The sequence below is a fragment of the Pseudomonas sp. YQ_6 genome (assembly GCF_043103245.1).
Classification (GTDB): Bacteria; Pseudomonadota; Gammaproteobacteria; order Pseudomonadales; family Pseudomonadaceae; genus Aquipseudomonas; species Aquipseudomonas alloputida.
On record NZ_JBICJR010000047.1, the window covers coordinates 108,947 to 124,800 of the forward strand.

The window sequence follows — 15,854 nt, forward strand, 5'->3', positions numbered from 1 at the left end:
GAAAACTGTACTGTTTCCTTAGCCGGTCATTCCGTCATTCCTTGAATGGTGGCTTCGAAGATATTGGGGAAGCCAGGGTTATCCCTCTCCCTGGCTATTTGCTCAGCGGTTGTCTCCCGTCATTCCGCTGTCTTCGTCCTGAATCGCTTGCGACTCATCGTCCATACTTTCCTCCCGGTCAGATTTAATGCCGGTGGAATGGCCTCCTTGGCCACCCCGTTGGGTTGCACCACCGGCACGCTGAGGATCATCTTCCTGAAGGTTACTGCCGCGGCCATGCCCAGTTTGCTGACCCTCAGGTCTCCCTCCGGACATTTGACTACCTTTCTGGCCGGCTTCAGACGCCCGTTGTGGATCATTGGCAAAATTGCCAGGGTTGTTTTGAGCGGTGCCGCCTTGCTGACCAGCCTTGTCTTGATCGTTAGCCATGATCTCGCACCTCGTGTGTTCACACAGAGAGCCTGTGTTTTCTTCGGATGCCGGGAGAGTGCGGGATGCTCCCTTTACTTTCGTGCTAGCTGACCGGGGGCGCGAAAGATCGTAAAGCGCAACGTATCGTGTGATAAAGATCGTTGCAATGGTATAGGTAGGTGTGGCGATCTGAGCGCGGCTAACTTACTTCCAAGAGGGGCAGACGCTGCCGGATGTCGGCGATGAGCCGTCTGCCTTCTGCTTGCATCAGATCGCCATAATTTGCAATTGCGCCACACCTTCGGCACGTGAGAATGGCCTTTTTGTTCAACTTTATTGGTGTCACAAGGTCTTGCCCACCGCATTTTAGACATCTCAGTGTGACGCTCACAGCTTTCCTCTCCATGGATGTTGATTAGTATCCTTACGTTGCCGTGCTGTTCGTGAAACACGTTGCGGTAGATGGAGTGGCGCGGTGTGCTGAACGTTCACTTTGACATGAGGCTAGCTTGCCCAGCCCGCTGCTGGATGATGGCAACTACTGACAAGGGTGGCCGGGAATCCAAGTTGCGGGATGCGCCGGGATAATTTGGATAAGGCAAGCGGAGCGCGCCGGCCCAAGGATGGGCCAGAGCGTGAGGATGTAAGCCCGAAAGGGCCGTAGCCTGGCTTTGCCAGGGTGCGGTTTACGACAGCCGTCCCAAGAGGGGCACGCCAGGGGCATAACTATATGCAACTGTCCCAAGTGCTATTGGCTGGAACGGCTGTTCGCTTTCTCAGATGTCGACGTGGCGGGCCGATGCAGATGAGCACCCGTTGGATCGGTGATCTGAATAACGTTGCCGTGTTGCCAACCATCCGCCTTGGGATCAGCCGCAGGGATTTGAATGTCAGCCCGCTGAGCTTTGATTTTTGCCGCATCTACCTTCAGACGGCGATTGCGCTGCCCGACCATCGCCGGGTCAGCCTGGCCATCCATTGTGAACCCCATCATCAACTGCGGAACGCCCACAGGAAGAGCTTTATCCTGGTCGGTGTGCCACGTGTGCCATGTCTTCCCGTAGGTATGGGCAAGCCGCTCCATCAGCGCATGTTCAGCAGTCGCTGGTATGCCTGGTGCAACCAACTGACCGGACGAGACTTCATACCCGTGGCTGTGCCACATCGCCTTCTCGTTGGCCGGCAGATCAGCAAACAGCTTTTCGTCGATGATGTACTCGACACCCATGATCTTCGCTTCCTTGGTATTACCGTCGAAGATGACGCACTGGATGACATCCTCATTCAGGATGGAGCAGTAGTGATGCGCTTCCATCTGCACATCAGGATGTCCGTTGTAAAAGTGGAAGCCATCCAGGTAGGCGTTGATGGCCTCAATGGGCGGCTTGGCCTGCAAGGTCGCGGCGCCGGCTTCCAGCAACTGGGTCTTTGCGGATTCGGGCCTGCCAGGCGTCTCCACAGGCGACTTCGTCTCAGGAGCAGAGCAAGCCCACAGAAGACTACAGGCCAGGGGAAGGGTTATGAATCTGATGAGTTGTGGCATGAGAGTGGCTCTAGCTAGTGTCCTCAAGGGACAGCTTGGGCCTGTTGAACGGACAACTCAGAAGACAAACGGCCGAATTCTAGGCAAAAGAAAGCCCGCTGCTAGGCGGGCTAATGGGAGCTTCTATCACACGGGGGGATAGGACGAGTGTTGCCTAGGTGTCGTGAAAATGGGGTGAAAGAAAAGTCCCTACAATGTCATCGCAGGGTTCTCCAACGCAGGGCCAGTCTATGCGCGTGATCTGCGACAGACATATGCGACGGTTCACGTCATTGAATCTTGTGGTCAAATGGCAAGCGGAGCGCGCCGGCCCAATGGGACAGAGGCGTGAGGAAAGCCCTGATTATTCAGGGCTTTTTGCGTTTCTTAACCGATCCACGTTCCCCTCCTGCCGCAAGGTCAGGGCTTGGTTTACCGTGGCTTCCCCGACTTTCACTTCCACGGCAATAGCGATTCGTAATCCTCAACCTTCGCGGCATGCGGCAAGTCCTCCAGTACGTGGCGATGCCATGCATAGGGTTCTTGGCCGTTGGCTTTGGTGGTTCAAGCAAGCTCTACGACTGCAGCGACGTTCGTGGCGACTGGCCTGCGGGCCTCATCGCTCACACCTTCAACTCTCGCTCAACGGCGAACGAGTGCTCGCGACACACAAGGCGTCACGGGGCAGGGCGGCTGAATAAGGACGTTCCCCGTCGAGTATTTACATTCAATTCGTATGATAATAAGGTTTTAATCATACGAGCTGCATGTATTTTACCTTGAGCGTGACTGCCCAAGGGCCTTTCGATAAGGAGAGTCGAGCGTGTTCAGTACCTACCGCGAGTTGTTCCAGGCCAAAGGCGCCAAGGGCTTCGCCTTGGCCGGCCTGCTGGCCCGGCTGCCGTTGCCGATGACCGGTATCGGGATCATCACCATGTTGTCGCAGATCACCGGCAGTTACGGCCTGGCCGGTGCGGTGGCGGCCACCTTCGTGCTGACCTATGCACTGATGTCGCCGCAGATCTCGCGCCTGATCGACCGCCATGGCCAGGGCCGCTTATTGCCGGCCGCCGCCGGGCTCAGCGTGCTGGGCATCCTTCTGCTGTTGGCTTGCAGCTATTGGCGGCTGGCGGACTGGACCCTGTTCGTCGGGGCCGCGCTCGCCGGCTTCATGCCCAGCATGTCGGCGATGGTGCGCGCGCGCTGGACCGCGATTTACCGCGGCAAGGCGCAACTGAAGACAGCCTACTCGCTGGAAACCGTTCTTGACGAAGTCACCTTCATTGCTGGCCCGCCGATTTCGGTGGGGCTGAGCGTGGCGGTACTTCCGCAGGCCGGTACATTGGCTGCTGCCGTGTTCCTGGCCATCGGCGTGTTCGCCTTGGCGGTGCAGGTCGGCACCGAGCCGCCAGTAGAGGCTGATGCCGCCACCGGGCAAGACAGCACGTCGGTGTTCAGGCTGGCCGACGTACGCCTGCTGACCTTGCTGATGGTCGCTATGGGCTTGATCGTCGGTACGGTCGACATCGTCAGCGTGGCATTCGCCGAGCAGATGGACATGCCGGCTGCGGCCAGCGTGGTGCTGTCCTGTTATGCCATCGGCTCCTGTGTCGCGGGGCTGGTGTTCGGTGTCCTGAAACTCGATACCCCGCTACACAAGCTGCTACTGCTGGATGGGTTGGCGACGGCGGCGACAACCTTGCCGCTGCTGGTGGTGGGAAACATCATCGGGCTGGCCATCGCCGTGCTGGTTGCGGGTCTGTTCTTCGCCCCGACCATGATCGTGGCGATGTCGCTGGTAGAGCGCATCGTGCCCGAAAGCAAGCTGACCGAAGGGATGACCTGGTTGCTCGCCGGCCTCAACGTTGGAGTTGCCGGCGGTGCCGCAGCATCTGGGCAGGTGGTCGATGTGTGGGGTGCCCAGGCCGGATTCAACGTGGCCTTGGCCGCCGGGGCCGCAGTGTTGTTGGTCGCGCTTTGGGGCTACCAGCGCATGCGCGACCGAGCCCGACAGGCGTCGTATTCGGTTTGATCGGCTTCAGGCTCGGTGCAGGCCGCCCGGCTTGGGGCTCGGTCACCGCGCGGCGATACGACAGGCTTGTCAGTGGGCCTCGGGCCCAAGACAATGCATGCAAGCGGTATGAATACTCGCATACGCCCTCCCCATGCCGCCTGAACACAAGGAATAGCTGGATGGTTCGCCGCACCCGCGCCGCAATGCAAGAAACCCGAGCCCTGTTGCTGAGCACCGCCCGCCAGATGTTCAGCGAGCAGGGGTATGCGCACGCCTCGATGGATGATCTGACTGCCCGGGCGGGCTTGACGCGGGGGGCGCTGTACCACCACTTTGGCGACAAGAAGGGGTTGCTGATAGCCGTCGTCGAGCAGCTCGACGCTGAAATGGACGAGCGCCTGCGTGCCATTACCGAGACCGCCGAGAACGCCTTGGACGGCTTTCGCCAACGCTGCCACGCCTACCTGGAGATGGCGCTGGAGCCCGAGATCCAGCGCATCGTGCTGCGCGACGCCAGAGCGGTGTTGGGTGGCGGCTCGCCTGAGGCCCAGCGGTATTGCATAGAGTCGATGCGCCAGTTGATCGACAACCTGGTGCTGGAGGGCGTTTTCGTCGACGCGCACGCTCAAGCGCTGGCTGCGTTGATCTACGGCAGCTTGGCTGAGGCGGCCGTGTGGATCGCGGAGGCCGAAGACGGCAATGCACGCCTGGCGCAGGCTGGCAAGGCGTTCGACCTGCTGTTGCTCGGCGTGCTAAAACGGCCAACAGACTCTGCGGAGGCGTGACCGCGCGCGATATTTCCGCCATTCCGGCAAGCGCTTGAGCGAAGCGAACGCCGCGTCGGCTAGCCAGGCGAATGCCAGCGCAACGAGCCCCAGCAGCAGTGCCCCGATCCAGAACGCCAGTCTCGCCAGCGTGAATGGCGGGGGAGTGAAGGTGCAAGACGGGTAGGTTAGGACATTGTTCACACACGGCTGACTTGGAAAGCCGTGTGTATGGCGTGTTTTCCCGGGCAGCCCTACCCGACACTGAAGTCGTGTCGGGAGTGGCGATCCGCTTGCCCAAATGCAATGGATCGCCAGTACGAGAATGTTGCTAGGTGGGCGAACCTGCTTTGGTAGCAGACGCTGCGCTACGCATGCTCCATACCCCCCAGGTCAAACCCAGCACGGCCGCGATCAACGATGCGGATAGCACGCCGAGTTTCGCTGCCCCAAGTGAGCCAGGGTCGACGAACGCGAGGTTGGCGATGAAGATCGACATGGTGAAACCGATGCCGGCCAGCAGCCCGACCAGGATAATGCTACGCCAGTTGACCTCGGCGGGAAGCACGCACCAGCCTAGGCGGACCATCAGCCAACTGACGCTGACGATGCCCAAGGGCTTTCCTGCAACCAGGGCGACAGCGACGGCGATCATGACCCACTGGGGGCCTTCTGCGGACAGGTCGACACCCGAAAGGCTGACCCCGGCGTTGGCCAAGGCAAACACCGGCATGATGCCGAAGGCTACCCAGGGGTGCAGGGTGCCTTGCATGCGCACTACCGGCGGCAGCAGTTCGCGCTGGGCCAGGCGCAGTCGTTTCAACGGGTCCATGAGGTCGCTGGCATCTTGCTCAGGCGCCTTGGCGCGCCCCAGCAATTCGCCGGTGAAGCGGGTAATGGCGTCCAGTGGGCGCTCACGCATCGGCATCGCGGTCACAGGTGTCATCAGGCCCAGCACGACGCCTGCGAGGGTCGGGTGGGCTCCGGTCAACAAGATGCCCAGCCAGACGATCGCACCGGGAATGACATAGGCGTAGGCTGAACCCACTCCAATCTTCTGAAGCCCGATCACCATTAGCAGGCCGATCACTGCAACGCCGAAGCCGGTGTAATCAAGGCCGCCTGAGTAGAAGAACGCGATGATCAGGACTGCGATGATGTCATCGATGATTGCCAGGGCGAGGAGGAATACACGTACGTTGGACGGTATCGACTTGCCGAGCAGGGCCAATACGCCCACCGCAAAGGCGATATCCGTCGCCGTTGGCACGGCCCAACCTTGTTGGTCTGCTGGCGCGTGACCAAAACTCAGGTAGAGGAGTGCGGGTACCGCTACGCCGCCGACAGCGGCTGCCATGGGAAGCGTGGCTTGACGCAGGCTGGACAGTGCACCTTCGTGGATCTCGCGGCGGATCTCCATGCCCACGACCAGGAAAAAGATGGTCATCAGGCCATCATTGATCCAGAAATGCAGGGACTGCGAATAGACATGCGAGCCCACGCCGAACGTCAACGGGGTATGCCAAAGGGCTTCATAACTGTCGGCAGCCGGGGAATTCGCCCAGATCAGGGCAGCGACTGCGGCAATCAACAGAACGATGCCGCTGACCGCTTCAATGTGCAAAAAGCGTTCAAGGTTGGCGAAGGCGCGCTCGGCCAGTTTCTGGGCGCGAGGTAATTCTACTTTATGCATAGGCACAGGTGCTCCCGCATGGCGGCCCGACCTGCGCTGTTCTTTAACCTGCCTCACTGCACCGTGCAGCTGGCACCCGTGCGGTAGTCTACCGAATAACCACTCGCAGATGAACAAAAAGCACCAAACCATTCACTCCAATGAGGCGTCGGTTTGAGATTTTTTCCTGCAGACGTTAGGGTTTGTAGTTGTTTTCGAGCACACGGAGCTTGGCAAACGGGAGTTTATCCAGCTGCTAGCCTTGGTAAATGTCGTCGTGCCCAGGCACGCTGTGCTCATCGCCTTGCAAGGAGAACTGCCGCTATGACTGCAGCCCCCAAACCCAGGAGCACCCTCAATCCACCTGTCTTCTACACCAGTGCGATACTTGTTTTTCTGCTGGTCTTGTACGCCACGGCATTTCAGGAGCACGCCCAAACGCTGTTCGAGCAAGTCCAGCGATGGATCATCACCAATGCCAGCTGGTTCTATATTCTTGTTGTAGCGTTGGTGTTGATCAGCGTGGTGTTTCTGGCCGTCAGCCGCTATGGCGACATCAAGCTAGGCCCTGACCACAGTGAGCCGGATTACCGAAAGAGCAGTTGGTTCGCCATGCTGTTCTCGGCAGGAATGGGGATTGGCCTCATGTTCTTCGGCGTGGCCGAACCGGTCATGCATTTCTCCACGCCGCCCGTGGGCGATCCCGGCACCGTTGCCGCGGCGCGCGAAGCCATGAAAATCACCTTTTTCCACTGGGGCCTGCATGCCTGGGCGATCTATGCCATCGTCGCGCTGATCCTGGCCTACTTCAGCTTCCGCAATGGCCTGCCGTTAACCTTGCGTTCGGCACTCTATCCGCTGATCGGTGAGCGAATCTATGGCCCTATAGGGCATGCCGTGGATGTCTTCGCCATCCTCGGCACGGTGTTTGGTGTGGCCACCTCGCTGGGTTATGGGGTATTGCAGATCAACAGCGGATTTCATCATGTGTTCGGTTTGCCGGTAAACACCACCGTGCAAGTCATCCTCATCACCGCCACCTGCGCATTGGCGACGCTTTCGGTGGCTAGCGGCCTGGATAAAGGTATTCGCATCCTGTCCGAACTCAACCTGAGCCTGGCGGTGATCCTGATGCTGTTCGTGCTGCTGCTTGGGCCTACGGTGTTCCTGCTGCAGACCTATGTACAGAATACCGGCGCCTACCTTTCGGACATCGTCAATAAAACCTTCAATCTCTACGCTTACGAGCCCACCGACTGGATCGGCGGCTGGACTTTGCTGTACTGGGGCTGGTGGTTGTCCTGGTCGCCCTTCGTGGGTTTGTTCATCGCACGTATTTCGCGAGGGCGGACCATCCGCGAATTCGTCTGCGGCGTACTGTTCGTGCCTGCGGGTTTCACCTTGCTGTGGATGACGGTGTTCGGCGACTCGGCAATCCATATGATCCTCAACGATGGCGTGAAGGATCTGGCTGCTGTGGTCAGTGAGGACAGTTCCCTCGCGTTGTTTGCTTTCCTGGAGCATTTTCCGTTCTCCAGCATCATTTCGCTGGTCGCGGTGCTGATGGTGGTCGTGTTCTTTGTGACCTCGGCGGACTCTGGTGCGCTGGTCGTGGATATGCTCGCCTCCTCCGGACAAGGTCATTCACCCCTGTGGCAACGGATCTTCTGGTCAGTCTGCATAGGCGCAGTCGCGATCGCGTTGCTGCTGGCGAACGGTCTGAAGGCGCTGCAGACCGCGACCATTGCGAGCGCTTTGCCGTTCGCGGTCATCCTGCTGGTTGCGATTTGGGGCTTGTTCAAGGCGCTGAGTCTTGATGCGACTCGCCGCGGGTTGCGCAATCAAGCCTTGCCGGGCCCACGCCATACCCGCCACCCACACGGCGGCTGGCAGCGGAGGCTGCGCAATATTGCATTGATGCCTCGCCGGGTTCATGTCACGCGCTTTATCGCCGAGGTGGTGAGGCCGGCCTGTGAAGAGGTCGCCCAGGAGCTGCGCAAGCAAGGCTACGAGGTGAGCGTGAATGAGCGTGATGATGGGCGGGTATCTCTGGAACTCTCCCATGCCGGTGAAGGACGTTTCCTCTACGAGGTGCGGCCACGGGCCTTCAATACGCCAAGCTTCGTCATGCGGGACACCGAAGACGGTGCCGATTCCCGCAAGTATTTCCGCGCGGAAGTGCATCTGCGAGAAGGGGGCCAGGACTACGACATCATGGGGTGGAGCCGTGACGATGTGATTGGCGACATCCTGGATCAGTACGAACGCCACCTGCATTACTTGCACGTGGTGGGCTGAAGTGGATTCGGTCCTGCCCTGTCGCCGTCAGGGCAGGGCGGTTCGCCTGCTGTCCAAAGGCGGATTTTCACAGGCCCAGAAGTCTACTGCAGCAACGCGTTCGCTTGGCGGTCCTAACCAGTAGGACAGCGGCTGGCACCCGCCTGTCGTGCAGACCTGGTAGTCGCCAGCCTCGGGCGTTCGCCCGGCGTGCAAGGGCTGCAGCGGTGGTAGATGACGACGATAGTGCCAAGTGCCGTTGCGCAGTTGAGCGTCGTCCGGAATCTCCATGCCGGCCCCGCTGCCTTTGACCCGTGCCTCTACCAGTACCAGGCCCGCCGGGGTCACTTGGTAATCCTCTTCCCAGCGGACCTTTTCGATACTGTGCTGCCACGCAAGGGTAAAACCGTTCAGTGGCAGGCTGACCCAGACCACACCGGCCAACCCAACGCAAAGGCTGATCATGCGAGGTGTCCAGAGGCTGGTCGGCTTCGCCAGTAGTGCCAACCCAGCACTGCCGTACCCAACGCAAAACCGACCTCATCGCTGATGGGCGCGGCAAGTATCAAGGACACACCAGCAGCGAACGCCAACAGGCGTTCCCACCAGGGCATGGGGGCACGCAAATGCCCGATCGACGCACATCCCCACAGGGCTACCGCGAACGCCGCCTTGATCACCATGTACAACGTGGAGCCCATGCTGTCACCTTGCATCATCAACGCCGGGTCATAGACCGCCATGAAGGGCACCACGAAACCAGCCAAGGCAATGCGTACCGCCCAGAAGCTGATCAACAGGCCTTTTTCCTTGGCAATCGGGGCCGCTGCAAAGCACGCCAATGCCACTGGCGGCGTCAGGTCGGCCAGGATGCCGAAATAGAACACGAACATGTGCGAGACGATCAGCGGGACCCCGAGCTCCAACAGGGCGGGGGCGGCAATGGAGCTGGTGATGATGTAGTTGGGGATGGTTGGGATGCCCATACCCAGTACCAGGCAAGTGAGCATGGTCAACACCAGCGAGAGGAACAGGTTGTCCCGTCCCAAGTCAAGAATGTATCCGGCAAAGGTGGTGGCCAGGCCGGTCAGCGAGATGACGCCGATAATGACGCCGACCAGCGCACAGGCAATGCCCACCGGCACCGCATGACGGGCACCCTCCGCGAGGGCCATGACGCATGCGTGCAGGGTGGCACGGCCGCCCTGGACAAAGCAGCACGCAATGGCCAAGCCGGCAATGACCATCAGGATCACCCCGATCCCCATGCGGAAAAAACCTGAACACAGTATCCCGAGTGCAACCCAGAAAGCCGCGCGCAGCCAGGTTTTTCGAGCGCGCAGGATGATCGCCGAGCCTAGGATGACGATGGCGGTCAGGGCCAGGCCGACCATTCCCGAGTACAAAGGTGTTCGCCCGGAAAACAACAGGGCGACCAGAACCATCAGCGGTACCAGCAGGAACCAGCGTTGTCGCAATGCGTCCCAGGCACTCGGGCACTGTTCGCGAGGCAAGCCGTGCAGATGGCTGCGCCGAGCCTCCAGGTGGACCATCCAGTAGACCGAGCCGAAGTACAGTAATGCTGGGATGAGCGCGGCTTTCGCCACCTCGGCGTAGGGCACGTTGATCGTCTCGGCCATGATGAACGCCACAGCGCCCATCACCGGCGGCATCAGCTGGCTGCCCATGCTGGAGGTCGCCTCGACGCCACCGGCAAATGCAGGTTTGTAGCCAAAACGCTTCATCAGCGGAATGGTGAACTGTCCGGTGGTGACGACATTGGCCACCCCCGAGCCGGTAATGGTACCCATCAGTGCCGAGGAGAACACCGACACTTTGGCCGGTCCCCCGCTGCGATGGCCGAACAGCCCCATGGCGAAATCGGTGAACAGACGAATCATGCCCGCCTGCTCAAGAAATGCGCCGAACAGGATGAACAGGTAAATGTAGGTGGCTGAGACATAGGTCGGTGTGCCATACAGCCCCTCGGTGCCGAAGGCCAACTGATTGACGATCTGATCAAGGGCGTAGCCTCGATGCGCGAGTTCGCCTGGCAAGTGTTGGCCAAGCAACCCATAGGCCAGAAACAGGGCGCAAATGATGGGCAACGCTATGCCCATGACGCGCCGCGCGGCTTCAAAGACCAAACCAATAAGCAACAGCCCCACGATCAGGTCACTGGTGGTCAGTTCGCCGGAGCGTTGAATCAGATCCCCTTCGAAGTACCACTGGTATGTGGCCGTCGCCATTCCCGCAAGACCCAGCAGCCAGGCAAGGGGTTGCCACGGCCGATGGTGGCCAACGAATGCATAGCTCAGGTACACCACCAGCAACAGGAACCCCACGTGTATTGCACGCAGTACTTGGGTGGAAATCAGGGGGAAGGCCGCCGTGGCGATCTGGAAAACCGAAAAGACCAGTGCCACGGCAAAAAGCGCGGCAGGCCAGCGATCGGTGCTGGCGTGAAGACCTTGCGCGGTATCACTCATACGCTGCTCCATGGCTCGAGAATGTCATCAGGGGAGCAGGTTTTTCTCCTTGAAGTACCTCTCTGCTCCTGGATGCAGCGGAATGGGCAGGTTCTTGGCGGCATTTTCTGCCTGGATATCTTTCGCTGCAGCGTGGGCCGTGACCAGGCGTGGAAGGTTCTCGAATATCAGCTTGGTCATCTGATAGGCCAGGTCATCGCCGATGTCGGCGCGGGTGACGAGGATGTTGTTGATGGCCGCCGTTGATACGTCCGCCTTCTGGCCATCATAGGTGTTGGCAGGAATGGTGGCGGGTTGGTAGGCCTTGTTGCCAATGCGGGTGACGACGTCGGCAGGGATAGGCACGAACACTACCGGCAAGGTCGCGGCCAAGTCTCGGATAGCCGCTTGACCGAGCCCTGAGGATTGCAGCGTGGCGTCAAGCTGACGGTTCTTGATCAGTTCGACGGACTCCGCATAGGGCAGGTATTCAACTTTTCCCATGTCCTGGTAGGTAAGCCCCGCGGCTTTGAAGATGGCGCGGGCGTTCAGTTCTGTCCCGGACTTGGGGGCTCCAACCGAGATACGCTTGCCTTTGAGGTCTGACAGGGATGTGATCCCAGACTCCTTGCTGGCGACGATCTGGATGTAGTTCGGGTAGGTACCTGCGATGGCACGGAGTTTCTTCAAGGGCGTTTTGAATCCAGCCTCTGCATCGCCCTTCCAGGCATCTGTCACCGAATCCCCCAGTGCGAACGCCAACTCCCCTCGACCGGCTTGCAACAGGTTGAGGTTCTCTACCGAGGCCTTGGTGGCTTGCACCGTGGTCTTGCTGCCCTCGATGCCATGGCTGTAGATCTGTGAAATGCCTACGCCTACCGGGTAATAGACACCACTGGTACCGCCTGTGAGGATGTTGATGAAGGTTGGTGCGGCCTGGGCAGCCGCGCTGACAGCAAACAAGGTGCTGGCCAATGCCAGGCGAAGGGCTGGGTTCATGGCGTCGTTCTCCGCTTGTTGTTGTTATTCCTGCGCCAGTAAACCTAGAACGAATATGCTGTCCCTGCCCAATTTTATGGCTGATCGGCTGGATGGCCTCTGCTCTAGAATCGCCAGAAGACTGGCGAGACCAGTACCAGTACGGTGAGGATCTCGAGCCGGCCAAGCAGCATGCCAACCGTCAGCAACCATTTCGCTGCGTCCGGCAAGGAGGCGAAATTACCTGCTGGACCGATAAGCGTGCCCAGGCCAGGACCGACGTTGCACACAGCGGTGGCCGCCCCGCTCAACGCCGTCATCCAGTCGAGTCCTATCAAAGACAGGCCCAGGGCGATGACCGCAATGGTGACGGTGAAGAAGAACGAGAACGTCAGCAGTGACCGTACGATCTCTTCATCGATGGGGTGCCCATTGTATTTTTTCGAGATCGTTGCCCGTGGATGGATCAACTGCTTCAGGCTGCTGACAAGCAAGGCAGCGGCCACCTGGAAACGGAATATTTTCAAACCGCCAGCGGTGGAGCCCGAGCACCCGCCGACAAACGTCAGGTAAAAGAACAGCATGATGGCGAAGCTGCCCCAGAGCGTGTAATCACCCACGGCAACGCCTGTTGTGGTTACTACCGAGGTCACATTCACCGCAACAATACGAAACGCATCCCACCAGGCCAGATCGCTGTGCAGGCAGAGCCAGGTTCCGACGGTGAGCCAGACGAAGACGAGAAAACCAATGAAACCGCGAACTTGATGGTCCTTGAGCAGGATGCCTCGATGGCCACGCAGCGTGGCGACATACAGCGTGAAGGGCAGGCTGCCGAGTATCATGATGACCACAGCCACCCAGTGCACCGCTGGCTGCTCCCAATGGCCCAGCGAGGCATCCGAGGTAGAGAAACCACCGGTTGAAACCAGCGACATCGAATGATTGATGGCTTCGAACGGGGTCATGCCGGCAGCCCACAATGCCCCTGTCCCCAATGCAGTCAGGCCCAGGTAGACCAGCAGGATTATCTTGGCTGCCACATGCGAACGCGGCGTCACTTTGTCAGACCAATCCGAAGACTCGGTTTGGAACAGGCGCATGCCGCCCACGCGCAGCAGTGGCAGGATCGCCACGGCCATGCCGATAAAACCAATGCCTCCCAGCCAGTGCAGCAGCGAACGCCATATCAGCAGCCCCGGCGATGCACTGTCCAGGCCGGTCAGCACGGTCGAGCCGGTGGTGGTGATTCCTGACATGGTTTCGAAGAACGCGTCCGTGTAACTGATGTGTCGAATGAACACCATTGGCAGCGCCGCGAATGCGCACACGATGACCCAGCTTGCCGTCGTGAGCAGATACATGTCCCTGGTCCGCAGTTGCGGTGTGTCGGGTACGCCGCGGGCCACCATGAGCAGGCCGACACACAGAACGATCAGGCTCGACCAGACGAATGCACCGAGGTCGTCGCTGCGGTCGTACACCAGCAGCGTCAGCATTGGAATCACCATGCTGACGGCCAACGTGATCAGGAATACACCAATAATGAAGGCGATGAAACGCAATGCAGGAAGCGGCATTGAGGGAGCTCGTTGGGACAGTGCCGGCAGTATTGCCTGCTTTACGGTAATGTCGAGTAAAAAAGGCGTAAAGTCGTGGCCGGCAATTTTTTACGCCGCTATCGGGCTCCCGCTCGATAGCTCATTGGGTTGACCTCTCCGAGAGTTCTATCGGCTCCGAAGCGGCTGTAAAGGCGGTCTCGAGCACCGCGTGCTCCCTGCTCGCGGCGCTTGTGCGGCACTATCGATAGTGCCGCAGAAACATGGAAAGCCCTAAGTCTTCCTGGATCACTTAATCAGCGGCACGCCACTGAGTTTCTGCAGCTCGTCAAAGTCGATGTCCGCGCAGATTTCGACCACTTTCAGCCCTTCCGGTGTCACTTCCAGCACGGCCAGGTCGGTGTAGATGCGGCTGACGCAAGCGATACCGGTCAGCGGGTAGGTGCACTCGGGCACCAGCTTGCTTTCGCCGGTCTTGGTCAGGTGGTCCATCATCACGAACACCTGGCGGGCGCCGGTGGCCAGGTCCATTGCGCCGCCTACGGCCGGGATCGAACCTTCGGCACCCGTGTGCCAGTTGGCCAGGTCGCCCTTGACCGACACCTGGAAGGCGCCCAGTACAGCGATGTCCAGGTGGCCACCACGCATCATCGAGAACGAATCGGCATGGTGGAAGAAGGCGCCACCGGTCAGCAGGGTGACGTGCTGCTTGCCGGCGTTGATCAGGTCATCGTCTTCCTCGCCCGGCGCAGGGCTTGGGCCCATACCCAGCAGGCCGTTTTCGCTGTGCAGGAACACTTCCTTGTCGCCCAGGTAGTTGGCCACCAAGGTTGGCGCGCCAATGCCCAAGTTTACATACGCGCCTTCCTGGATGTCTGCGGCCACGCGTTGGGCCATCTCGGTGCGGGAGAGCTTTTTGGTGATGGTCATGGCAGGCCTCAGACAGCTTTGGCAATCGAAGAAGCGGCAGCACCGGTGACGGCGACCACGCGCTGGACGAAGATACCCGGGGTGATGATGTGTTCCGGGTCCAGTTCACCAAGTTCGACGACCTGGTCGACCTGGGCGATGGCGGTCTTGGCAGCCATGGCCATGATCGGGCCGAAGTTGCGGGCGGCCTTGCGGTAGGTCAGGTTGCCCCAACGGTCACCCTTGTGCGCCTTGATCAGTGCGAAGTCGGCGTGCAGCGGCATTTCCAGCACGTACATGCGGCCGTCGATCTCACGGGTTTCCTTGCCCTCGGCCAGCAGGGTGCCGTAGCCGGTTGGCGAGAAGAACGCACCAATGCCGGAGCCTGCGGCGCGGATACGCTCGGCCAGGTTGCCCTGCGGGACCACTTCCAGCTCGATCTTGCCGGCGCGGTACAATTCGTCGAACACGTAGGAGTCGGACTGGCGCGGGAACGAGCAGACCACCTTGCGCACGCTGCCTGCCATGAGCAGGGCGGCCAGGCCGATCTCGCCGTTGCCGGCGTTGTTGCTGATGATGGTCAGGTCGCGGGCACCGGTGGCAATGAGGCCATCGATCAGCTCGGACGGCATGCCAGCCGTGCCGAAGCCACCGACCATGATGGTCGAACCGTCGGTAATCCCTTCCACCGCGCTGGCGATGGACTCGTACGTTTTATTGATCAAGGCGAGCTCCTGGTTGTTCCTGGAGTTGTGGTTGTCGGGCTGGCCGGAGCGCGTGAAGCGATGGGGCCTGTCAGCACTTGAAATGGCTTGCTGACTTTCGCTATAGCGTGCCGCAAGATAGGGCAACAGTAGAGAGGGTTTGGCTGAATTTGTGCGATTATCGAACTGTTGTGCGGTCTGCGAGCAGTTCTGGAGGCTATTTGCCTCATTTCAGTGGAATGCTTAAACCGCTCATTTTTGCCCGTGGCTGGTGCGTTCCGGGGTTGCCTGCCGGCATCTTGCACTGATGAAGTGCATCCACTCCGCTGGATCGCCGATTAATCACGCCTCCCGCCGTTGGCGTGCGACTTGCTATCAGATTGCCATTCGATGTCGCGTATGGTGAAGATAATGTCGCTTTCCAGTGGTTCGATGCATTTATCGTCGAGTGAAAAGGGCTGGCTGCCGTGGTTCGGCAAAACCGGCAAATTCAGCATGGGCTGGGCGTGCCGCCTTAATCGGGCCAGTTACCCGCAGGTCGAGCAAACCTTCGAAGCCATCGCCCAGGCCCGCGTG

The 15,854-nt window shown here is 59.8% G+C and carries 12 protein-coding genes and 1 pseudogene; 3 read left to right on the top strand and 10 right to left on the bottom strand.

The window, feature by feature from the left end; translation table 11 throughout:
• Positions 1-102: 102 nt before the first annotated feature.
• From ACF8FG_RS15400 to ACF8FG_RS15410, 3 genes and pseudogenes are all read right to left on the bottom strand, one after another.
• Positions 103-429, bottom strand: a complete 327-nt coding sequence (locus ACF8FG_RS15400) for a general stress protein (protein ID WP_081343580.1) — start codon at positions 427-429, stop codon at positions 103-105.
• A 730-nt stretch (positions 430-1,159) separates the two neighbouring features.
• Positions 1,160-1,954, bottom strand: a complete 795-nt coding sequence (locus ACF8FG_RS15405; protein ID WP_019438235.1) for an OBAP family protein — start codon at positions 1,952-1,954, stop codon at positions 1,160-1,162.
• 432 nt (positions 1,955-2,386) lie between these two features.
• A pseudogene (locus ACF8FG_RS15410) lies at positions 2,387-2,497 on the bottom strand (transposase domain-containing protein); the annotation flags it as partial.
• A 259-nt stretch (positions 2,498-2,756) separates the two neighbouring features.
• Here ACF8FG_RS15410 and ACF8FG_RS15415 point away from each other — a divergent pair.
• Both ACF8FG_RS15415 and ACF8FG_RS15420 read left to right on the top strand, forming a co-directional pair.
• Entirely contained in the window at positions 2,757-3,965 is a 1,209-nt protein-coding gene (locus ACF8FG_RS15415; RefSeq protein WP_318081695.1) for an MFS transporter, read from the top strand.
• A 161-nt stretch (positions 3,966-4,126) separates the two neighbouring features.
• Positions 4,127-4,732, top strand: a complete 606-nt coding sequence (locus ACF8FG_RS15420; RefSeq protein ID WP_076402838.1) for a TetR/AcrR family transcriptional regulator — start codon at positions 4,127-4,129, stop codon at positions 4,730-4,732.
• A 310-nt stretch (positions 4,733-5,042) separates the two neighbouring features.
• Here the strand turns inward: ACF8FG_RS15420 and nhaA are convergent, their stop codons facing one another.
• Positions 5,043-6,404, bottom strand: coding sequence for a Na+/H+ antiporter NhaA (nhaA, locus tag ACF8FG_RS15425; RefSeq protein ID WP_014590396.1), 1,362 nt, complete (start codon positions 6,402-6,404; stop codon positions 5,043-5,045).
• Between the two features lie 303 nt (positions 6,405-6,707).
• On the opposite strand from nhaA, the gene ACF8FG_RS15430 reads away from it, so the two are divergent.
• Positions 6,708-8,681: a choline BCCT transporter BetT gene (locus tag ACF8FG_RS15430; RefSeq protein ID WP_010954773.1), complete on the top strand. Its 1,974-nt coding sequence runs from the start codon at positions 6,708-6,710 to the stop codon at positions 8,679-8,681.
• Positions 8,682-8,708: 27 nt separating this feature from the next.
• Here ACF8FG_RS15430 and ACF8FG_RS15435 read toward each other — a convergent pair whose 3' ends face one another.
• The 6 genes from ACF8FG_RS15435 to ACF8FG_RS15460 all read right to left on the bottom strand — a co-directional run bounded on the left by ACF8FG_RS15435 (position 8,709) and on the right by ACF8FG_RS15460 (position 15,299).
• Positions 8,709-9,125 (bottom strand): DUF1850 domain-containing protein, encoded by a 417-nt coding sequence (locus tag ACF8FG_RS15435; protein ID WP_014590397.1) that lies wholly within the window; start codon positions 9,123-9,125, stop codon positions 8,709-8,711.
• Positions 9,122-11,149, bottom strand: a complete 2,028-nt coding sequence (locus tag ACF8FG_RS15440; RefSeq protein ID WP_392518939.1) for a TRAP transporter permease — start codon at positions 11,147-11,149, stop codon at positions 9,122-9,124. The genes ACF8FG_RS15435 and ACF8FG_RS15440 overlap by 4 nt, the downstream gene beginning before the upstream one ends.
• A 27-nt stretch (positions 11,150-11,176) precedes the next feature.
• Positions 11,177-12,127, bottom strand: a complete 951-nt coding sequence (locus tag ACF8FG_RS15445; RefSeq protein WP_076402840.1) for a TAXI family TRAP transporter solute-binding subunit — start codon at positions 12,125-12,127, stop codon at positions 11,177-11,179.
• A gap of 104 nt (positions 12,128-12,231) precedes the next feature.
• Positions 12,232-13,686, bottom strand: a complete 1,455-nt coding sequence (locus ACF8FG_RS15450; RefSeq protein ID WP_019438240.1) for a TrkH family potassium uptake protein — start codon at positions 13,684-13,686, stop codon at positions 12,232-12,234.
• Positions 13,687-13,953: 267 nt separating this feature from the next.
• Positions 13,954-14,595, bottom strand: a complete 642-nt coding sequence (locus tag ACF8FG_RS15455) for a 3-oxoacid CoA-transferase subunit B (RefSeq protein ID WP_003251131.1) — start codon at positions 14,593-14,595, stop codon at positions 13,954-13,956.
• Positions 14,596-14,603: 8 nt separating this feature from the next.
• Entirely contained in the window at positions 14,604-15,299 is a 696-nt protein-coding gene (locus tag ACF8FG_RS15460) for a 3-oxoacid CoA-transferase subunit A (RefSeq protein ID WP_010954768.1), read from the bottom strand.
• Positions 15,300-15,854 lie beyond the last annotated feature (555 nt).